Source organism: Porphyromonas uenonis 60-3, from assembly GCF_000174775.1.
Taxonomy (GTDB): Bacteria; Bacteroidota; Bacteroidia; order Bacteroidales; family Porphyromonadaceae; genus Porphyromonas; species Porphyromonas uenonis_A.
Window position 1 is genome coordinate 31284 of record NZ_ACLR01000123.1, and the last position, 20580, is coordinate 51863.

Annotated in this window: 17 protein-coding genes; 8 read left to right on the plus strand and 9 right to left on the minus strand. The window is 52.8% G+C overall.

Annotated elements, in window-relative coordinates:
- Positions 1–5 precede the first annotated feature (5 nt).
- A complete protein-coding gene (locus tag PORUE0001_RS04200) occupies positions 6–764 on the plus strand; it encodes a porin family protein (RefSeq protein WP_007365208.1) in 759 nt (252 codons plus the stop codon).
- 399 nt (positions 765–1163) lie between these two features.
- Here the strand turns inward: PORUE0001_RS04200 and PORUE0001_RS04205 are convergent, their stop codons facing one another.
- Complete coding sequence (locus PORUE0001_RS04205) at positions 1164–1790, minus strand: hypothetical protein (protein ID WP_007365225.1); 627 nt, start codon at positions 1788–1790, stop codon at positions 1164–1166.
- A 280-nt stretch (positions 1791–2070) separates the two neighbouring features.
- On the opposite strand from PORUE0001_RS04205, the gene PORUE0001_RS04210 reads away from it, so the two are divergent.
- From PORUE0001_RS04210 to PORUE0001_RS04235, 7 genes are all read left to right on the plus strand, one after another.
- Positions 2071–3663 carry a lipopolysaccharide biosynthesis protein gene (locus tag PORUE0001_RS04210; protein ID WP_007365283.1) on the plus strand — a complete coding sequence of 531 codons (1593 nt, stop codon included), beginning with the start codon at positions 2071–2073 and terminating at the stop codon, positions 3661–3663.
- A 4-nt stretch (positions 3664–3667) separates the two neighbouring features.
- A complete protein-coding gene (locus tag PORUE0001_RS04215; RefSeq protein ID WP_007365259.1) occupies positions 3668–4777 on the plus strand; it encodes a polysaccharide pyruvyl transferase family protein in 1110 nt (369 codons plus the stop codon).
- A 191-nt stretch (positions 4778–4968) separates the two neighbouring features.
- On the plus strand, positions 4969–5790 hold the full coding sequence (locus PORUE0001_RS04220) for a polysaccharide biosynthesis/export family protein (RefSeq protein WP_039865610.1): 822 nt from the start codon (positions 4969–4971) through the stop codon (positions 5788–5790).
- A 47-nt stretch (positions 5791–5837) separates the two neighbouring features.
- Positions 5838–7538 (plus strand): GumC family protein, encoded by a 1701-nt coding sequence (locus PORUE0001_RS04225; RefSeq protein ID WP_007365264.1) that lies wholly within the window; start codon positions 5838–5840, stop codon positions 7536–7538.
- Between the two features lie 50 nt (positions 7539–7588).
- Complete coding sequence (locus PORUE0001_RS10850; protein ID WP_007365313.1) at positions 7589–8323, plus strand: CpsD/CapB family tyrosine-protein kinase; 735 nt, start codon at positions 7589–7591, stop codon at positions 8321–8323.
- 36 nt (positions 8324–8359) lie between these two features.
- Positions 8360–9106: a tyrosine-protein phosphatase gene (locus PORUE0001_RS04230; protein WP_007365207.1), complete on the plus strand. Its 747-nt coding sequence runs from the start codon at positions 8360–8362 to the stop codon at positions 9104–9106.
- A gap of 38 nt (positions 9107–9144) precedes the next feature.
- A complete protein-coding gene (locus PORUE0001_RS04235; protein ID WP_039865587.1) occupies positions 9145–11172 on the plus strand; it encodes a UDP-N-acetylglucosamine 4,6-dehydratase family protein in 2028 nt (675 codons plus the stop codon).
- 42 nt (positions 11173–11214) lie between these two features.
- Here the strand turns inward: PORUE0001_RS04235 and PORUE0001_RS04240 are convergent, their stop codons facing one another.
- From PORUE0001_RS04240 to ppdK, 8 genes are all read right to left on the minus strand, one after another.
- Positions 11215–11751, minus strand: a complete 537-nt coding sequence (locus tag PORUE0001_RS04240; RefSeq protein ID WP_007365314.1) for a shikimate kinase — start codon at positions 11749–11751, stop codon at positions 11215–11217.
- Complete coding sequence (locus PORUE0001_RS04245; protein ID WP_039865588.1) at positions 11748–13799, minus strand: HD family phosphohydrolase; 2052 nt, start codon at positions 13797–13799, stop codon at positions 11748–11750. The genes PORUE0001_RS04240 and PORUE0001_RS04245 overlap by 4 nt, the downstream gene beginning before the upstream one ends.
- A gap of 607 nt (positions 13800–14406) precedes the next feature.
- Positions 14407–15231: a translation elongation factor Ts gene (gene tsf, locus PORUE0001_RS04250; RefSeq protein WP_007365248.1), complete on the minus strand. Its 825-nt coding sequence runs from the start codon at positions 15229–15231 to the stop codon at positions 14407–14409.
- A gap of 11 nt (positions 15232–15242) precedes the next feature.
- Positions 15243–16136 (minus strand): 30S ribosomal protein S2, encoded by an 894-nt coding sequence (rpsB, locus tag PORUE0001_RS04255; RefSeq protein ID WP_007365206.1) that lies wholly within the window; start codon positions 16134–16136, stop codon positions 15243–15245.
- A 224-nt stretch (positions 16137–16360) separates the two neighbouring features.
- A complete protein-coding gene (rpsI, locus tag PORUE0001_RS04260) occupies positions 16361–16747 on the minus strand; it encodes a 30S ribosomal protein S9 (protein ID WP_007365266.1) in 387 nt (128 codons plus the stop codon).
- Between the two features lie 14 nt (positions 16748–16761).
- A complete protein-coding gene (gene rplM, locus PORUE0001_RS04265; RefSeq protein ID WP_007365291.1) occupies positions 16762–17217 on the minus strand; it encodes a 50S ribosomal protein L13 in 456 nt (151 codons plus the stop codon).
- A 40-nt stretch (positions 17218–17257) separates the two neighbouring features.
- Positions 17258–17425, minus strand: a complete 168-nt coding sequence (locus tag PORUE0001_RS10580) for a hypothetical protein (protein WP_157750194.1) — start codon at positions 17423–17425, stop codon at positions 17258–17260.
- 183 nt (positions 17426–17608) lie between these two features.
- Positions 17609–20338 carry a pyruvate, phosphate dikinase gene (ppdK, locus tag PORUE0001_RS04270; protein ID WP_007365236.1) on the minus strand — a complete coding sequence of 910 codons (2730 nt, stop codon included), beginning with the start codon at positions 20336–20338 and terminating at the stop codon, positions 17609–17611.
- Positions 20339–20580 lie beyond the last annotated feature (242 nt).

Here is a 20580-nt window from a genome sequence, read left to right on the forward strand (position 1 = left end):
CAGATATGACTACACGGCAACTACACCGAGGAGCTATCGGTCTCCTACTGGCACTCCTCACGACTCCCCTCCTGTGGGCACAAGCCTCTCAGGAGAGCAAAGACGACCTAGAGTTTGGTATCAAAGCTGGTCTCAATGTCGGAGCAACCACGCCACTACCCAAGCCTAAAGCGATCGACAAGATCTATACGTGGAATCCCCACATGAACATCGCCATCAAGGGATGGCTCTCCTACCACCTCCCCGACACTAAGGGGTGGCATCTAGACACCGGTCTAGAGATGGAGCGCAAGGGGATGTACGTCTGTACCCATGCCACTGATATGCGCATCAATATGGGCGAAGGTCAGGAAGCTGCGTGGGGACTCTTTACGGGCAATAACAGCACCGAGTTCATCAACTACTACCTCACGCTCCCGATGCTGGTCGCCTACCATACGACTAGTGACAAGTTTCGCATGCAGGTGGGCTTCTACCTCTCCTACCTGATGCAGCAGAGTTTTAAGGTGACACTCGATGGTGACGGCACGTTCAATGGTACACCCTTCCAGCCAGGGCATCTTATAGACCTCGACTTATCAGATCACTTCAACAAGCTAGATATGGGTGTACGGATAGGCTTCGACTACTTCTTTCATCAGCGACTTGGCTTGACCACACAGCTCAATATGAGCTTCGAGCCTGCTCTCGACAGGAGCTTTACGATGATGCCTTTCCCGCTCTACAATATCTACGCTTTTGCAGGCTTTGCCTACCGCATTTAGTCACTAGCGATCCACTAGCATCTATACAAAAACGCACGACCGTGTACCCTCTCGTAGGGATTCACGGTCGTGCGTTTGCTGTATCCTGCGCCAGGACTAACAAAGAGCCATAAAAAGCGCCCGACTCATCTTATCCTCCAAACGGTCTCCACGGAGGAATTTCGAGGCAGCGAGGGAGGAAAAGAAAATTCTCCACGGAACCGGGAAATAAAAGTTCGGAAGAATGAAATGAAACTTCGGAAGAAAGATTTCGAAGTTCCGATAAATTTTTCTACTCCTCGGTGCAGAAAGCAAACTCCCCACCGAGGAAATCACAAATTCCTCGTGGGGGTGGGTTGGAGGCTAGAAATTAGATGTTAGAATTTAGAGGTTAGAGCGAGATGGGTGACGAGAAGCCTCTCAGCCTTCACGCTTTATCTCGATGAGATATGGCTGTCCATAACCTGTATAAGCCCGTAGTTCGAAAGTCGCTGGGCCACCCGCTGCGACCGTGAAGGTCTTCGCATCGAAGTCAACCGTGATACCCTTTGGATTACCACTTACATTGAGTCCGAAGTTGCTATCACAGAGATTGCCCTCACGAACGACGTTTCCATCAAAGTCTGTAATATACATCGTCCCTATCACTTTACCAGTCCCGCCCTTCGAGGTGAACTGACTTGGCTCGGCTTTGAAAGAGAATCTCCATCCGCCACGCATTATGAGGATGGTCTGCTTACAGCCCTTACCCTTGCCACTGATGACCTCAGCTTCAATCTTAAAGGTCTTAGCATTTATACCCCCTCGGACAAAAAACTCATTGGGCCCATACACACAAGGCTCTATCTCAGAGGAATACTTCTCAAAGTGCAGCGTAAACTCTGAGTCCTCCAGCGGGGTCTCATGGAGTAGCTCTCCGCTGGGAGAGAGTTCTTGTAGCACTCCATAAACCTTCCCATAGCCTCCATCGCCTGAGAAGGAGTTGGGCGTGGCCGTAAACTTGGCCTTGAAGGTGTTCTCTTGTGGCTCCTGAGGAGTCGGTGGCACACAGTTACAGCAAGAAGTGGCTAGCAGCAAAAGTGCAAGAAGAGAAGCTGCGCATCTCATGTAGGTAATGGGCTTCATCATTGTTATAGGGTTTTAGTTTGTGGGTGTCTAGTGTCAAGGGTGTTACGCCTACAAATATATATAAATCATTCATAGAGCGCTACGTCCTTCGCATGAATTAGTCTAGGTGATGGGCGAAGTGGCTGGTCGTACGAATTCACTACCTTTGCAGTGGTGAGGCTGTCACAGGACGGTCGCACCCTCCTGCTCAGCAGATCCTATGGCACAAGAGCTACACGACCAGACTACCGATGCGCACACGATGCCATCGTCTCGCACGCAGCGTATCGCTCGCAATACGCTCTTCCTCTTCGTGCGTATGGCGGTGGTCACCCTACTCTCCCTCTATATTTCTAGGGTGCTCCTAGCAGCGCTCGGTGTGGAGGACTTCGGGGTTTATCAGGTGGTGGGGAGCTTGGTGACCGCCTTTGGCTTTGTCAATGGGGCGATGGTTGCCGCCACACAGCGCTTCTACTCCTACGAGCTGGGACGGGGCAACGACTCAGGCGTGGGGCGCGTCTACAGCGTCTCGATCGTGGTGCAGCTACTACTGATCCTGCTCATCTGCGCCGTGGCGATCCCCTTCGGTCTATGGTACGTGCCGAGCCATCTGGTGGCTCCGCCCGAGCGACTGACGGTGGCGCTGTGGATCTACTTTATCTCCTTGGGGACCTTCGTGGTCAACATGCTGCTCACCCCGTTTCAAAGTCTCATCGTCTCTCACGAGCGGATGAATCTCTTTGCCCTGCTCAGCATCGTGGACATCTCGCTACGACTGGGTGCCGTGCTACTCCTGAAGGCATACGCTGGCGACAAACTCCTCCTCTACCCTATCCTGCTCCTTGCCGTCAGTGGCGTGATGGCGCTCTGCTACGTGGGGTGCACGCGTAGGCTCTTTCGTCAGGTACACTTTCGCTGGGTACGGGACAGGTCGGCTTACCGAGAGATACTCTCCTACTCGGGGTGGAACCTCTTTGGCAATCTCGCTGCCGTGGCTCAGACGCAGGGTATCAACATCGTCTACAACTACTTCTTCGGTCCCGTTCTGAATGCAGCCTTTGGCATTGTCAACTCGGTGCGTGGTGCGCTCATTACCTTTGCCAATAACTATCAGATGGCGGCCAATCCGCAGATTATCAAGTCGTACGCTGCCGAGGAGTATGGCTACCTGCATAAGCTCATCTGCGCCAGTGCTAAGATATCCTACCTGCTGATGCTCTGCGTGGTGATCCCCTTTGCGCTAGACCTGGACCTACTGCTCCGTCTGTGGCTTGTCAAGCCACCTGCCTATGCGAGCCTACTACTCCAGTGGACGCTGATCGTACTGCTCATAGAGAGCCTCTCTGGTGCGCTCATGACGGGGATCCAAGCGACGGGGCGAGTACGCATTTACCAAGTAGTGGTCGGGGGCATGATCATCATGATCCTACCGCTCTCTATGCTGGCTTTCTGGTTGGGTGCCCCACCAGAGTACTCTATATACATTAATATATTGGTCTCCATAGCATGCCTAGCGGTACGACTGGTGCTCTCCTACAGATATCATGCTCTAGGCGTGGGCTACTACCTCAAGCGGGTGGTGCTACCTATCTTACCTCCGACCATCGTCATGCTAGTGGGGGCTTACCTCTATCGGCACCTGCTCCCCTACGTAGGCTCTATCTGGGGACTACTGGTGGCGTCTATCTTGCTTGGCGGATTGTGTGTCGTGGTCATCTTGACGCTCTCGCTGACTGTCGAAGAGCGACAACTCGTGAAGGGCTACCTGCATCTCTCCAAGAGGCGACAGGCTCCAAAGAACTTACCAAACTAAGACGATGACGACTAAACGAATCCATATACTGACCCACCCTCTAGGGGCTAACTATGGGGGTATCATGCAGGCCTATGCACTACAGCAAGCCTTGCGTCAGATGGACTACGAGCCTGTGACGCTGGACATACCTTTCGACCGTCGCTCTCGGCTAAGGCGATGGGCTGAGGCACAGGTTCGCACCGTCAAGCGGATCTCCTACGATCAGTCTATACGATCGGAGCGTGTCGTACTACAGCACACGTCACGCTTCGTACAGCAGCACATAACACTCTCGCCACCGCTACGCAGTGACGCACAGCTACGACAACACTACCGAAAGCAACCTGCTCATGCCTATGTCGTGGGGAGTGATCAGGTGTGGCGACAGGAGTTTGTCCCAATGCTGGACGACTACTTCCTCGGCTTTATTCCTGAGGCAGACCCAGTGCGACGCATAGCCTATGCGGCTTCCTTTGGAGTGGATCCGATAGACATAGCTCCTGAGCGGACGGCTCTCTACAGTGAGCTCTTGAGCCGCTTTGTGGCTATATCGGTGCGCGAGAGTTCGGCCGTGCCACTCTTAGCGCAACGGTTTGGCGCCACAGCTCAGTGGGTGCTGGACCCGACAATGCTCTTTACGAAGGAGGAGTACATTGACCAGCTTGGACTGCGGGAGGAGCCTTCGGGAGAAGTCTTCGCCTATATGCTGACACACACACCGCACAAGGAGGAGCTCGCACGGCAGATCGCTGAGTCGCATCATACGACGTACCACCTCTTCGCTCCGTGGCGCCACTGGACGAAGCGTGGACAAGAACTGGAGGCGTGCATCTTGCCTCCCGTAGAGAGGTGGCTTGAGGGGATCCTCAACGCTCAGTGCGTGGTGACGGACTCCTTCCACGGGGTCGCCTTCTCGCTCATCTTTGGCAAGCCTTTTGTCGCCATCGTCAACAACCATGGCGGTTGCAGTCGCTTTGACACCCTGATCAAGCTCTTCGATCTGGAGCACCATCAGGAGGGAGCGTATGAGTTGGTCAGCTCGCCTAAGTGCTATGATGTGAAAGCAATAGCACAGACCCTAGCACGCCATCGAATTACCTCCATAGGCTTCCTAGAAAGCGCCTTGCACTAACTAAACGGATTCGAGATTTACGCAAAAGGTCCTTGAATCAGTTATTATCCGTACCTTTGCTTTTATCTAAAAAACAAAAACCTATAGTAACTACTGGGGAGGGTATCTATCAAAGGAGGAGGCCAAAACACGCACGCCATACTCTTTTGGAGCGACCTCTCTGAATGACTATACAACGCATCTTCTATCAAATGAAACCTTTAGCTTGCACCCATCCACACGTCCTCGGAGGTCTCCTACTGGCTTGGATCTTTCTCCTTGCGACCTCCTGTGCATCACGCAAAGACGTTGTCTACCTGCAAGATGCGACAGCTGGAACTGTCTCTCAATATACTATCCCCGTCCCCCGTATCGTCAAGGGAGACATGCTGGGTATTACGGTCAACTCAAAGAATCGCGAGCTCTCGGAGCCTTTTAACCTACCTATGGTCGGATACTATAGCGCTTTCGGCATCTCAGCCTCTAATACGCAACAAGGCTATATAGTAGATGATGAGGGCTACATCTCTTTCCCTGGTCTGGGGCGTGTCCATGTGGATGGACTGACTCGCAACGAGCTCAACACGAAGATCGCTACGGAGCTACGCGACAAGGGTCTCCTCAATGACGCTACCGTCACCGTCTCGCTACTCAATGCGCAGATATCTGTACTCGGTGAAGTGGCTCACCCAGGGCGCTTCCCGATGGTGAGTGACCAGGTCTCTATCCTAGACGCTATCGCTATGGCGGGAGACCTAACCATACAGGGGCGCAGAGACAATGTACTGGTCATCCGAGAGGTCAACGGGGAGCGACACATCGTGGCTCACGACCTGCGTAGTGACAAGATATTTGACTCCCCCTGCTATTTCCTCCGTCAGGGAGATATCGTATATGTAGAGCCAAACGATGCTAAAGCGCAGACGGCTAGTATCAACCCCAATAACAATGTGGGGACCTGGCTCAGCGTCATCAGCACAGCGACCTCTCTGACCACCTTTGTCTTTACCATCGTAGCTAACCAGAGGAGATAAGTTCTTTCTGCGCTCACACCTACCACTTAGCACGGTTTATTTTTAGTATGGAATACGCTACAGATTCGATCCAGCAGGAGCCAGCACGCTCCCTAGAGGAGGCCAGTACGCTCTCTCTGCAAGACATCCTCATGATCCTGAAGGCCAACTGGCTCTTCATACTGCTATCACTCATCGTATGCCTGACTCTAGGATTCCTATATATCAAGTCCTCCCCGCATCAGTACAGTCGCTCGGCTAGCCTCTTGATCAAGAACGAGACGCCGATGAGCTCTGCTATGCAGCAACTGGCTCAGTTTGCAGGAGATAAGCACGCCTACAGCGATGACGTCTCCAATCAGATCATCATCCTAAGCACGGAGCGTGTCGTCAGCGAGACTGTACGACGTCTAGGTCTAGACGTGCAGTACCATTACAATGCTGGCCTACGAGAGAAAGACCTTTACAAGCAGTCGCCCGTCTCTATCCGCTTTGTCAATGCAGATCCAGATGAAAAGATTACACTCCGTGTCAAGCCAGACAAGGGATCTGACAGCCAAGTCATACTCTACGACATCAAGAGTTCGCTCGTAGGCAAGGTTCAGGAGCCTATCACGGCACCACTAGGTGACACCATAGCTACACCCATTGGTCAGGTAGTCGTAGAGGCAACACCATACTACAGCAACTTCCCTAGCTATGAGGTGCTGAAAGTGCAGAAAGAGAACTTTCACTCCATCGTGGATAGCTATATGAGATCTCTCCAAGTATCACTCCAGCAGAAAGATGCTTCCGTCATCAAGCTTACCATGCAGTCTAGCAATCCACAGCTCGCCGAGGACTTTCTCTCTACCCTCATCCTCGTCTACACAGAGCTAGAGCGCGAGGACAAGGTGAAGGTTGCTGAGAGCACCCAGCGCTTCGTCGATGACCGCCTAGCGATCATTAGCTCTGAGCTAGGACAGGTAGACGCTGAGATCGAAGGCTTCAAGCAGTCACAGCAGATCGCCGATATACAGGCCGAAGCTCAGGAATATATCAAGGGGCGCTCAGAGATCAAGACGCGTCTCGTCGAGCTCAACAATAGTATCTCCATCGCTCAGTTTGTCCGTGGACACCTCAAGGACAAGAATCAGATGGAGGCGCTCATACCCGCCAATGTGGGCATAGCCTCTCCTGCCATCGAAGCAGCTATCGCTAAGTACAACGAACTCCTACTCAAGCGTGACCAGCTACAGGCCAACTCCAGTAGCCAGAACCCGCTCGTCCAGGAGCTCAACACACAGCTTGCTGCTCAGAGGCTCTCTATCATCACCTCCATAGATAACCTCATATCGACCCTCGAAGTGGAGCGACAAGGTATACTCTCTGAGCAGTCTAGCTATAAGGGACGCATCACCTCCGTGCCTATGCAGGAGCGCATCGTAGGAAGCATCTACCGACAGCAGAAGATCAAGGAGGAGCTCTACCTCTTCCTCCTCAATGTACGGGAGCAAAACGCACTCTCCATAGAGTCGGCCGAGTCAAACGCACGACTCATCCAAGCACCCACAGGACCGGTCGCACCTGTCAGCCCTCGTGTCCCAATCATCATGCTGGCTGCGGGCCTGCTCGGACTGCTGATCCCAACGGCCATAATCTACATACGTAGCATCGCTAACAATAAGGTACGTGGCAAGGCTGATAGTAGAGCGCTACACGACTATACCTGTACTAGGAGAGGTGCCACACTACAAGGCCTCCAAGCACCACGTCAAGAGTACTGGTGAGCAGCTGAAGGATCAGCTCATCGGCCTGACACCAAAAGGAGCAGAGTGAGGTGATCGATCAGGCTTCACGAACGTTTGTCGTCGGGCGCCATCGGCGTAGTCTCGTCTCGGAGGCTTTCACCGTAATACGCTCCAACATCTCTTTCTTAGCGCCTGACAATGGAGCTCCTGTCAAGCGCATCCTAGTCACCTCCGCTATACCTGGATCGGGTAAGACCTTTACCTCGTCCAATCTAGCTCTAAGCTTAGCTCAGTCGGGCAAGCGGGTACTCCTCATAGATTGCGACATTCGCAAGAACACCCTCTCGAAAGCAATCGGTATGCACTGCAGAGGTCAACTAGGACTCTCCTCCTATCTCTCTGATGCTCGGATTACACCAGAGCAGATTATGTCTCCCTCGCTACAGACTGAGTCTCTCATCTTCCTTCCCAGTGGTCCCATACCTCCCAACCCTACCGAGCTACTTATGTCGCCACGCTTTGAGGAGCTTCTGCAGTATGCTGATGAAGCCTTTGACTATATCGTCATGGACACGATACCTGTCCTCAATCTTGCTGATACACGAGTCATCAGTCATCTGACCGACATTACGATCATGGTCGTTCGTGAGAATCACCTACCACGTCGTCTCCTCCACGAGCTGGAGGCGCTCTATCGTGATAAGCGACTCAAGGGACTATGCGTCGTACTCAATGATGCTGGAATAGGAGCCTCCGCCTATGGGTACGGCTACGGCAGTTATGGCTATGGCAGCTACGGTAGCTATGGCAGTGAAAAGGAGTAAGACGGTGTGTTAGTGCTACAATAAACAGATAGACACATGTGGTGGTTCACGAAGCATAAGAAAGTAGACATCATCTCTGCGGGCTGGCTCGAGGGGATGACAGACATACACTGTCACCTCGTCCCTGCTGTCGATGACGGAAGTCGCTCTCTTGAGGAGACCCACCAGCTCATTGAGACGATGCGCTCTATCGGCATCCAGCGTATCATCACCACACCACATATCTATAGGCGCTACCCTCACAACGATAGCAATACTCTCCAGCAGGAGCTAGAGCAATTGCTCCCAAAGCTGTCGGATATGAGGGTTCCTCTGATGCTAGGCGCTGAGCATATGCTGGACGAAGGCTTCGAGGCGCACCTGGACAAGCCTCTCCTCACACTAGGAGACAGCAAGTACCTGCTCGTAGAGACCTCATTCGTAGGAGCTCCTCTAGACCTCTATCGACTCATTCAATCAGTCATTGTGTCTGGAGCCATCCCTATGCTCGCACACCCAGAGCGATACCTCTATATGGATGATAAGACATACGACCACCTGCGAGGTGCAGGCTGTGCCTTCCAGCTCAATCTCTTCAGTCTCACGGGGATGTATGGAGAGCAGGTACAGCGACGCGCTCAGCAGCTCCTCGAGCGTGGGGTCTACAGCTTTGTAGGCACGGACACCCATCGGATAGAGCTCTTTCGCAGGACCATTTCATCTGCCAAGACCTATGCTAGATACGAAGATACTATACGCACACTTATAAAGAACAATGATACGCTCATAGCCACACACATGTGAGCCCCATCCCCAAAAACGACTAACAGCACTTGATCATTATGAAGACAAAAGTATTCCTACGGAAATGCTTAGGTAGTCGATATGTCAACTACCGCATCATCGCACTCATCGACTTACTGCTGAGTGTCATCGCTTCGCTGTCCGCTGTCTTCATCGCCAGCTACGCACTCCTGACGCTCACGGGGATCTACTTTCACGAGTCTGTGGCTGAGTATACAGGTATTGACCACCCAACTCTTTCATTTATCGTACTCTCGGGAGGGTTCTCTCTACTGATACTCCTACTCTTCCCAGTCTACAAGGGGATCATCCGTATCCGCACCTTCTCTTACGGCTTTAACTACCTCTGGCTCTCACTATGCAAGGCGCTCGTCCTTGGACTAACCTTAGGCGTACTATCTAGAGAGTGGCTCTTTGGAGTGGTATACTTCGCACTAGACACCCTCTTCACCCTCTTCTTCCTAACGGGCTTTAGGACTGTTGTGCAGTTCATCTGGAGCTTTGTCAATGGGGCGCCCTCGACAATGAGTCGCACGCCAGCTCTCATCTTCGGTGTTGACGACCGATCCTCGCAACTTGCCGACAAGCTCTCCAACTCCTATCAGGGCAAAGGGCTCTACGTCGTAGGCTTTGTCGAGACCAACCAACCGACCGAAAAGATGACCGTCGGAGGCAAACCAATCTTCTACACGCCAGACACCGTCGCCTTCTCTGCACTACTGGACAAGCACCATATCTCCGTCCTCCTCTTCTCTGGTTACGATGTGCTCCACGAGAATGCCACCTTTGCATCGATCTGCATAGACCGCAAGATTCGTCTCCTCGTTGATCAGGAGCCTCGACGCATACTCAACGTGGACAGTCGTCCGCCCATCGAGGAGATACAGATCGAGGACATACTGGGTCGTGAGTCCATCTTCCTCAACATGAAGCCTATCTCAGAGGCGCTGCACGACAAGACCATCCTCGTAACAGGAGCGACAGGCTCTATCGGCAGTGAGATAGTACGTCAGCTAGCTCGGCTTGAGCCTCAGATGATTGTGCTCTTTGACATAGCGGAGACACCTATGCACGAGTTGCGCCTAGAGCTACAACGTTGCTATCCGAGTGGTCACTTTGCCTATGTCATGGGAGACATACGCAATCCTCAGCGACTAGACTTTGTCATGCGCAAGTTTCACCCCGACAAAGTCTTTCATGCAGCAGCCTATAAGCACGTTCCGCTTATGGAGGAGAACCCCTGCGAGGCAGTCACAACCAATATCATCGGTACTTTCAACATTGCGAGCAAATGTCTCGAGCATGGTGTCGAGCAGATGGTCATGCTCTCAACGGACAAGGCGGTCAACCCCAGTAGCGTCATGGGAGCTACTAAGCGCTTCTGCGAAATGATCGTCCAGAGCTTAGACCTAGCCATCAAGCGTGGAGAGGTGCTAGCAGAGGTGCCGACACGCTTTGCGACGACACGCTTCGGCAACGTACTCAACTCGGCTGGCTCCGTCATCCCCACCTTCAAGCATCAATTGCAGCGTGGCGGACCACTGACAGTCACCGACCCTCGCATCGAGCGTTACTTTATGACCATCCCCGAGGCTAGCCAGCTAGTCCTAGAGGCCAGCATGCTCTCTCGCGGCGGTGAGGTCTTTGTCTTTGACATGGGCGACCTCGTCAAGATAGCTGACCTAGCCAAACGTATGATACAGCTAGCTGGCTACGAGCCTGACAAAGACATCAAGATCATCTACACAGGCCTACGTCCTGGAGAGAAGCTCTACGAGGAGACCATACACGACAAGGAGAAAGACCTCCCCACGGCACACAATAAGATACATATCGTACAGACCCGCGAGGAGGCCTTCGAACGGATTCGCCAGATGGTACAGCTCTTCAAGCGCCTCGCCCACGAGGGAGATGTCAATGGTGTCGTCTACCTCCTCAAGAAGGCCATCCCTGAGTACAAGAGTCTTAATAGCGATACCTTTGCCGCCTTCGAGCGTGGAGAGCAGATCCCCTTCAACCTAGAGGCAGAGCTAAACAATATAGCCACTGAGCTAGCACAAAACTAACGCATCGCCAGGCTCACAGCGAAAGCCCTGCGCAGGGAGCCGTTACGCCTTCAGACGCAGTTGCTGGGCTATCCAGCTAGCTATCTTCGCCTCGCTGTTGACACCATGCATGGCGAGAGCCTCCATATCGATCGTGTGATGAGCTCGGCTGTAGATAGGCTCACGCAGACGCATCGCCTCTGCGACATGCTGACGAAGCTCCTCGCCCGTAAGATGCGCTACAGAGGGACGGGTACGCTTCGTAAGCTCCAGTCGCTGAGCTAGCACCTCACTACTGTAGCGCAGGTAAAGCACCGTGCCACTCTCTAGTAGCATATCCATATTGTCGTGGTAAATAGGCAAGCCACCACCCGTAGCGATGACCGCATCATTGAGCCCCGCAATCTCCTCGAGGATCATCCGCTCTTTCTGGCGAAAGTAATCCTCGCCATGCAGCCGAAAGAGGTCAGACACCCGCTGACGAAAGCGACTCTCGATATAGATGTCTGTATCTACAAATTCATAGCCTAGTAGCTCCGCCAGCATACGACCTACGGTACTCTTGCCAGCACTCATGTAGCCGATCAGATAGATAGTCATCGCTTCAGCTCGGGGTAAGCAATACGTGAGTGATAGATAGTAGCAAGCTTCTCTGCAAAAACCTCCTTGATCGTCTGGATATCCCTAAAGGTCAGTGGCGTATCGTTGAGCAAGCCATCTGCAACGATCGCATCAATGATCTTATTGACATGGGCTATCAAGGTCTCCTTGCTCAGATCCTTAAGACTGCGACTACTCGCCTCGATAGCGTCCGCCAGCATCAGGATACCAGTCTCCTTAGTGTTTGGATTAGGACCAGGGTAGGTAAACTTGTCCGCATCGACCGTTTCGTCAGGATGGTCGTTACAGTACTGAGTGTAGAAATACTTCGTCATACCCCGTCCGTGGTGCATACGGATGAAGTCTTGGATCGCCTGCGGGAGGTTGTGTTTTTGCGCCATAGCTAGACCGTCCGTCACATGCTTGATGATGACCGCTGCGCTTTCTGTAGGAGTGAGTTGGTCGTGAGGATTGATCGCACCTTGATTCTCCGTAAAGTATGCCGCATTGCGCATCTTGCCTATGTCGTGGTAGAGAGCACCAGCACGTACTAGTCGAGCGTCCGCACCGATAGCCGTAGCCGCTTCACTCGCCAGGAGAGCCACCTGCATCGAGTGCTGGAAGGTGCCAGGTGCCTGCTCCGAGAGCTGTCGAGGCAAAGGCCTATTGACATCGCTCAGCTCCACGAGCGTTATGTTTGAGACATAGCCAAAGGCACGCTCGATAAGGTAGATGAGCAGATAGCTAAACATGTTGAAGATCAGGTTGAAGGAGAAGTAAAGCAGATTGCTCAGATCATTCCCCCCCAGGGCACCCCCCATCATCAGCGAGTAGCTACAAGTCATCACATTGTATATGACGAAGATGAGGAAAGTAGCACGGATGATCTGCGCTCGTGAGGAGAGCGACCGAAGGCTAAAGACAGCCACCAGACCAGCGACAAACTGTATCACGACAAACTCCAGCGGGAATGCTACATAGAGTGCACAGATCAGCACCGTCGTAAGAAAAGCATAGATAGCCGTACGAGACTCAAAGAAGGTACGCACCAGTATCGCCACCGAGACAAATGGAATCGCATAGACCCAAGCACCCAGTTCATTGCGAGCGAAGATGATCGTCAGGACCGCATAGATCAGTATCAGTAGCGAGAGGAAGAGCGTATTCTTGTACTCCTTGACAATCTGCGGCCGGTAGTAAAAGAGGAAGAACCACAACCCCAGTAGTAGCGAGACTATAATAAGGAAGGTACCCACACTCATCGGTAAGACCTGACGTAGATTGCTATCCTGCTGCTCCTCTGTGACACGGCGCAACGACTGCAAGATATCGTACTGATGCGGGCTAACTATCTCACCCTTGCCAATGATGCGCTCACCTTTTTGCACCACGCCCATAGACTTAGACAGGTTGCGCAGCTCATCATCAATCACCTGCTGTGTCTTAGCCTCATTAGGATAGACATTAACCTCGATATACTTGCTCGGGTCAAACTTACGGACGATTGACTTGCTCATCCCCTGAGGTAGCCTCTCAGTAGCTTGTTGATACGACTCCATAGGAGTCGAGAAGAGCGTCGTAGGCGTCAGGCGACTCACCTGATCAGCGCTCAGGAGCTTGACCTCCAGCACATCCTCCTGTCTAAGCTTAGAGGCCACCTCCTCCTCTATGATACCGTTACGATAAAGATCCTTAAGATAGTCACGCATATAGAAGTAGTAAGCATCGTCCGTTACCTCACCGCTCCACTTACTGCTCCAGTCCTCGTCCCACTTGCGTAGCATCTTACCCCCCACGACAGTATCTATCTGATAGTAAGGCAAGACCGTCTGGCGTGCGCTGTCACGCTCCCGCTGTATCATCTCGTCCGACTTGTAGATCGGGAAGGTAAAAGGCGCCACCAGCAGCTCATCGCCCGTCCACGGCTTACCCTCCACCACTTGATACTGAAAGGTCTCCTCGTCATGTGGTGAGAGTAGCGTGATAACCAGAGCCAGCAGGACAAAGGTCAGCAGGGCATACAGGTGCGTCGTCTTAAACTGTGTCATAGTCTTGTGTGCTAATGTGGAGGGAAGCCAACACTCTTCGTGGCAATATCTACCACAAAGGTACTCATTTATCTGACTGCAACGCTCTTTGAGCCGTGACGCTTGCTTGTCAAAAAAGGGAGCACTAGAGCTACTAGCCACACGAGTAGCCCTTGGTAGGGACGCACGATCTGTGCGTCCGTCCCCGTTACTCGTCTCGAGGCACTCCGACACCCTTCGAAGACTCCGACACCACACCCTCGAGGAAATCATCCATTTCATCGGGAGGAATTTCTGATTATCCACGGAGGTATCAAAAAATTCATCGGAACTTCGATTTCTTTCTTCCGAAGTTTCATTTCATTCTTCCGAACTTTTATTTCCCGGTTCCGTGGGGAATTTTCGTTTCCTCGTAAGCTATTGGCAGATTCCTCGCTGGAGATTATGTAGAGGGGAAAAAGTCTCGGTTGAATTTTGATGCGGAGTAGGTGCCGTTTTTATGGGAGGTGCGCTGAGTCGTGGCGCACTACAAACGAAGCCCCACACACCTCGAGAGATGTATGGGGCTTTCTCAATTAGGCTTCATAGCCTCCCACGGAGGGGCGACTACTTATCCTCAGTATTGGCTTTAGTCTTCGTTCAGATTGACACGCTTGAAGCCTGTAGCTGTCAGCGTCTTAGATGCGGTGTGCAGATAGCTCTGTACATCCATCTTGGGCTCACGTACGAAGGGCTGGTGTAGGAGTGTATTCTCCTTGTAGAACTTCTGGATGGAGCCCTCTACGATGCGCTCGCAGATAGCCTCTGGCTTGCCACTCTCACGAGCACGATCCATAGCGACCTTGCGCTCCTCCTCGAGGACATGAGCTGGTACGTCCTGCTCTGAGACTGAGACAGGATTCATCGATGCTACCTGCATAGCGATCTCACGACCCATCTCTGCGTCGATAGCCTCGTTGAAGGCAACGATAGCTGCCAGCTTATTGCCGAAGTGGATATAGGATGTGGTGTAGGGAGCCTTGAGGAACTCGTAGTTGCCTAGCTCCATCTTCTCACCCGTGCTACCGATGCGGTCGGTGATGTGATCTGATACCGCACGACCATCAGCTAGTGGGAGCTTGAGGAGATCCTCCTTGGTGGCGGGTTGCTCCTTCATAGCTACATCTAGGATCTGCTGTGTGAGGGAGATGTGCCCCTCGTTCTTAGCAACGAAGTCTGTCTCGCACTGGAGAGAGACGATGGCTGCAAAGCCCTCGCTATGTGCTGCTAGGACACAACCCTCGGTAGCTTCGCGGTCTGAACGCTTAGCTGCGACAGCCTTACCCTTGGCACGTATGATTTCGATAGCCTTCTCAAAGTCACCAGCTGTCTCGTTGAGTGCATTCTTGCAGTCAGAGAGACCTGCGCCAGTCATCTTACGAAGTTTCTTGATATCTTCTATTGTTACGCTCATGGTGTATCGTATTATTGTTGGTTAGCTGCTTCCTCATTAGCTGGAGCAGTCTCTTCAGCGGTCTGTGCGACCTCCTCTACGGTCTCGGGAGCCTCCTCGCTACGCTCTTCCTCAGCATTGGCTGGGCGGATACGCTCACGACGAGCGCCTGTGCGCTGGCGACGTCCTGAGGGTGCTAGCTCGGCAGCCTCCTCGGCCTCTTTCTCAGCCTTGATAGCCTTGTACTCAACCTGACCCTCGTTGATGGCCTGACACATGGCAGAGACGATGAGCTCAATAGCCTGTGTAGAGTCATCATTAGCTGGGATGACGTAGTCAATATCCCTGGGGTTGGCGTTGGTATCAACGATAGCGAAGACGGGGATACCTAGGCGCTGAGCCTCACGGATAGCGATATGCTCACGCATGACGTCTACGACGAAGAGTGCGTTGGGCAGACGGTTCATATCCCGGATAGAGCCAAGGTTCTTGTCTAGCTTAGCCTGCTGGCGGTCTAGCTGTAGGCGCTCACGCTTAGATAGGTTGTTGTAGGTGCCATCCTCACGCATCTTGTCGATCTGCCCCATCTTCTTGACGGCCTTGCGGATCGTGGGGAAGTTGGTGAGCATACCTCCTGGCCAACGCTCTGTGACGTAGGGCATCCCTACGCTCTTAGCGAGCTCAGCGATAGGCTCCTTAGCCTGGCGCTTGGTACCGACGAAGAGGATCTTCTTGCCGGAGCTGGCCATATTCTTGATGATCTCGGCACACTCGTCGATCTTAGCGACTGTCTTGTGCAGGTCGATGATGTGGATACCGTTGCGCTCCATGAAGATGTAGGGAGCCATGGCGGGGTTCCACTTGCGTGGCATGTGGCCGAAGTGTGCACCAGCCTCTAGGAGCTGGTCAAATGATACTAGTGACATAGTAGTCTCAGTGTTTTTTCGTTTACGTTCTTGTGTAATAAGCAATTGCAGGGTAGGGCGTCGGAGGTCTAGCCTTTCTAAGGTCTAACTTCTAAAGTCTAATCTCTAGTCCGCCATCGATGCAATTTAGATACTAAACGCGAAAGATCGTGCGGGGTGTGCCGTACCACAGGAGGAGCACCAGAATGGATCGTCCACACTGCGAGGGCATACCCCCAGCACCATCAACGCTTGCTGAATTGGAATCTCTTACGAGCCTTAGGACGACCTGGCTTCTTACGCTCTACGACACGTGGGTCGCGAGTTACGAGACCAGCAGCACGGAGTGCAGCCTTGTCCTCAGGATTGATCTTGATAAGCGCACGAGCGATACCAAGACGAGCAGCCTCGCTCTGACCCTTGAAGCCACCACCAGCGAGATTGATTCGGATGTCATACTTGTCAGCTACCTCAAGCTTGACGAGAGGCTGCTTGACAATAAACTGAAGTACAGAAGAGGGGAAGTAGCTGGCAATATCCTTCTTATTGATTGTGATCTTGCCTGAGCCCTCGGTGAGATATACGCGGGCTACCGCAGCCTTACGTCTACCTATAGCATTGATTTGTTCCATCGTTTACCGCGTATTTATTTATATGAATTGATATCAACCTTACGGGGCTGTACACCCTCCATAGTGTGGTCGGGACCGTCGAAGACCCGGACGTGCGTCAGCAGCTCAGCACCGAGCTTGTTCTTAGGGAGCATGCCCTTGAGGACCTTCTCAAAGAGCTTGCGAGAGCTCTTGTTTTGGAAGTCTCTTGGAGAGAACTCTCTCTGACCTCCAGGATAGCCTGAGAAGGTTAGGTAGCTAGGTGTGTCCCACTTATTGCCAGTGAGCTCGACCTTGTCGGCATTGATGATGATGACATTGTCGCCACAGTCTGCATGTGGTGTAAAGCAGGGCTTGTACTTGCCACGCAGTATCTTAGCAACAATAGAGCAGAGACGTCCGAGACGCTGCCCCTCGGCATCTACCACGAGCCACTCCTTCTGAGCTGACTCCTTGGTGGCGGATTGTGTTTTATAGCTTAATGTGTTCACGCTAATTGTTTGATTGGGATTAATACAAAAGGAGATCTCCCTAGGCGCAGGCTCCTCGAGCTCCCCGATTAGGACTGATCTTCAAGACGCAGTCGCCCTTGGGGCTGTCGTAAGGGATCTGTTCACCTGTCGGTAGGCTATCGATGGAGCGTGGACGCACTCCGTATAAACCGACACAGATGCCCGTGCGACGCTCTTGTGAGGTCAAAAGCTTGCACTGGTTATCTCGTTTCGATAATAATCAGCACCGCAAAGGTACAACTATTTTGCAAACTGACAATAAACTAGCCCGAAAGAAGAAAGCAACTCTCTAGAGGCTCCGACGAGGGAGCGACTCCTGAGAGTTGCTTTACTATATGTATAGCTTAGCGAGTGGGCTCGCCTGCGCTACTTACTTCTTGTCCTCAACGGCTGCACGAGCTGCTGCGAGGCGTGCGATGGGCACACGGAAGGGTGAGCAGCTGACGTAGTTGAGACCGACACGGTGGCAGAACTCTACGGATGAGGGATCACCACCATGCTCACCACAGATGCCGAGCTTGATCGTAGGCTTGGCTGAGCGACCCTTTTCGGCACCCATCTGTACCAACTGACCTACACCCCTCTGATCTAACTGCTGGAAGGGGTCTACCTTAAGGATCTTCTTATCTAGATAGGTCGGTAAGAATGTATTGACATCGTCACGAGAGTAGCCGAAGGTCATCTGCGTGAGGTCGTTCGTACCGAAGGAGAAGAAGTCAGCCTCCTTGCCAATCTCGTCAGCCGTTAGTGCTGCGCGTGGTACCTCGATCATAGTTCCTACGAGGAAGTCGATACGATCGCCCTGCTCCTTAAAGAGCGCCTCAGCGGTCTCACGGATCACACGTGCCTGCTGCTTGAACTCCTCGACGACACCGACGAGGGGTATCATAATCTCAGGATGCGTCTCGATGCCCTCCTTCTTGAGCTCCAGACAAGCGCCTAGGATAGCGCGCGTCTGCATCTCGGTGATCTCGGGATAAGTATTGCCAAGACGACAACCACGGTGTCCGAGCATTGGGTTCAGCTCGTGGAGCTGCTCGACGCGGTCATGGACGACCTTAGGCTCGACGCCCATAGCCTTTGCGAGCTCTACCTGACCGCTCTCGGTCTGAGGTACGAACTCGTGGAGAGGTGGATCTAGCAGACGAACGGTGACGGGAAGCCCCTTCATCGCACGGAAGATACCCTTGAAGTCCTCTGTCTGGATCGGTAGGAGCTTTGCCAAAGCCTTGCGACGACCCTCAGTGTCTGTAGCGAGGATCATCTCACGCATTGCCTTGATCTTGTTGTCCTCAAAGAACATGTGCTCCGTACGGCAGAGACCGATACCGACAGCGCCGAAGGCACGTGCCGTAGCAGCATCGTGAGGCGTATCAGCGTTGGTACGGACAGCGAGCTTGGAGTGCTTGTCGGCTAGCTCCATGAGCTGGCGGAAGTCAGCGTCCATCTCTGCAGCCTTGGTCTCAACCTGACCCTCGTAGATCTCACCCGTAGAGCCGTTGATCGAGATGAAGTCTCCCTCGCGAAGGACCTTATCATCGATGGTTACGGTGCGAGCCTTGTAGTCTACGATGAGCCCACCAGCACCTGTGATACAGCACTTACCCATACCACGAGCCACAACAGCTGCGTGTGAGGTCATACCGCCACGAGCCGTGAGGATACCCTGAGCCACGCTCATACCAGCGAGGTCCTCGGGCGAGGTCTCGATACGTACCATAATCACATTCTTGCCTTGCTCGTGCCAACTAGCAGCGTCATCAGCAAAGAATACGATCTGTCCTGTAGCTGCGCCTGGAGAAGCGGGCAAACCCTTGCTCAGTACCTTAGCAGACTGTAGCGCCTTCTTGTCAAAGACAGGGTGCAGTAGCTCATCAAGCTTAGCAGGCTCTACACGTAGTAGCGCCTCCTCCTCAGAGATCTGCTTGTCGCGAAGGAGATCCATAGCGATCTTGACCATCGCCTGACCCGTACGCTTACCATTACGTGTCTGGAGGAGCCAAAGCTTGCCCTCCTGTACGGTAAACTCAAGATCCTGCATGTCGTGATAGTGCTCCTCGAGCTTGTGCTGTATCGCATTTAGCTCTGCGTAGATATTGGGGAAGGTCTCCTCCATAGAGGGATACTGAGCCTTGCGAGTTGCCTCGTCAATGCCAGCACGCTCAGCCCAGCGGCGAGAGCCTTCTATTGTAATCTCTTGAGGCGTGCGGATACCAGCAACGACATCCTCACCCTGTGCATTGACGAGGTACTCACCGTTGAAGAGGTTTTCGCCAGTAGCCGCATCACGAGTGAAAGCCACACCCGTAGCAGATGTGTCGCCCATATTACCGAAGACCATCGCCTGTACGTTGACAGCGGTACCCCAATCATCGGGTATCCCCTCCATCTTACGGTAGAGGATCGCACGGTCATTCATCCATGAGCCGAAGACCGCCATGATAGCGCCCCAAAGCTGCTCGTATGGATCTGTGGGGAAGTCGTGACCCGTAGCCTTCATGACCGCAGCCTTGAAGCGCTTGACTAGGTCCTTGAGGTGGTCCGTGGTGAGCTCGTTGTCGAGCTTGACACCAGCCTCCTTCTTGACCTCCTCAATGATTGCCTCGAAGGGATCAATATCGTCCTTATTGACAGGCTTCATACCAAGTACGACATCGCCATACATCTGCACGAAGCGGCGGTAAGAGTCCCAAGCAAAGCGCTCGTTGCCACTCTTGCGAGCCAAGCCATCGACGACCGTATCGTTGAGACCGAGGTTGAGGATCGTGTCCATCATACCAGGCATCGAAGCTCTACTACCCGAGCGCACTGAGACGAGAAGAGGATTCTCTACATCGCCAAACTTAAAGCCCATGATGGTCTCGATATGCTTGACGGCAGCCATCAAGTCGTCCTTGAGGTCAGCTACGACAGCCTCACGGCCTCGCTCATAATACTCTGTACACACCTCAGTCGAGATAGTGAATCCTGGAGGAACTGGCACGCCTATGCGGTTCATCTCCGCTAGGTTAGCACCCTTACCACCGAGTAGATCTCTCATCTGAGCATTACCCTCGGCACTTCCATTGCCAAAGGTGTAGATTCTCTTCTTGTTCTTCATTGGGGAAATTATATTTGGTATTCTGTTCGTAATTAAGTAAGTGTAAGTAAGTGATTGAGCTGAGCGACCTCCACCACTGTGGTGGACACCCTAGACTGTCGTCATCTTGCTTAAGACAGACTGTCTCTAGTCTAGAAGACTAGTGAGTAAAGCGAAGATGCATCAGTCGCTCTAACGCCTCATAGTCTGCAAGGGGGCTACAAGACAACAATACGGTGCAAAGATAGTAAAAATCTCCGTGC

Coding starts and splice junctions, on each gene's coding strand:
- PORUE0001_RS04200 (WP_007365208.1), top strand. CDS start 6: ATGACTACACGGCAACTACACCGAGGAGCTATCGGTCTCCTACTGGCA.
- PORUE0001_RS04210 (WP_007365283.1), top strand. CDS start 2,071: ATGGCACAAGAGCTACACGACCAGACTACCGATGCGCACACGATGCCA.
- PORUE0001_RS04215 (WP_007365259.1), top strand. CDS start 3,668: ATGACGACTAAACGAATCCATATACTGACCCACCCTCTAGGGGCTAAC.
- PORUE0001_RS04220 (WP_039865610.1), top strand. CDS start 4,969: ATGAAACCTTTAGCTTGCACCCATCCACACGTCCTCGGAGGTCTCCTA.
- PORUE0001_RS04225 (WP_007365264.1), top strand. CDS start 5,838: ATGGAATACGCTACAGATTCGATCCAGCAGGAGCCAGCACGCTCCCTA.
- PORUE0001_RS04230 (WP_007365207.1), top strand. CDS start 8,360: ATGTGGTGGTTCACGAAGCATAAGAAAGTAGACATCATCTCTGCGGGC.
- PORUE0001_RS04235 (WP_039865587.1), top strand. CDS start 9,145: ATGAAGACAAAAGTATTCCTACGGAAATGCTTAGGTAGTCGATATGTC.
- PORUE0001_RS04240 (WP_007365314.1), bottom strand. CDS start 11,751: ATGACTATCTATCTGATCGGCTACATGAGTGCTGGCAAGAGTACCGTA.
- PORUE0001_RS04245 (WP_039865588.1), bottom strand. CDS start 13,799: ATGACACAGTTTAAGACGACGCACCTGTATGCCCTGCTGACCTTTGTC.
- tsf (WP_007365248.1), bottom strand. CDS start 15,231: ATGAGCGTAACAATAGAAGATATCAAGAAACTTCGTAAGATGACTGGC.
- rpsB (WP_007365206.1), bottom strand. CDS start 16,136: ATGTCACTAGTATCATTTGACCAGCTCCTAGAGGCTGGTGCACACTTC.
- rpsI (WP_007365266.1), bottom strand. CDS start 16,747: ATGGAACAAATCAATGCTATAGGTAGACGTAAGGCTGCGGTAGCCCGC.
- ppdK (WP_007365236.1), bottom strand. CDS start 20,338: ATGAAGAACAAGAAGAGAATCTACACCTTTGGCAATGGAAGTGCCGAG.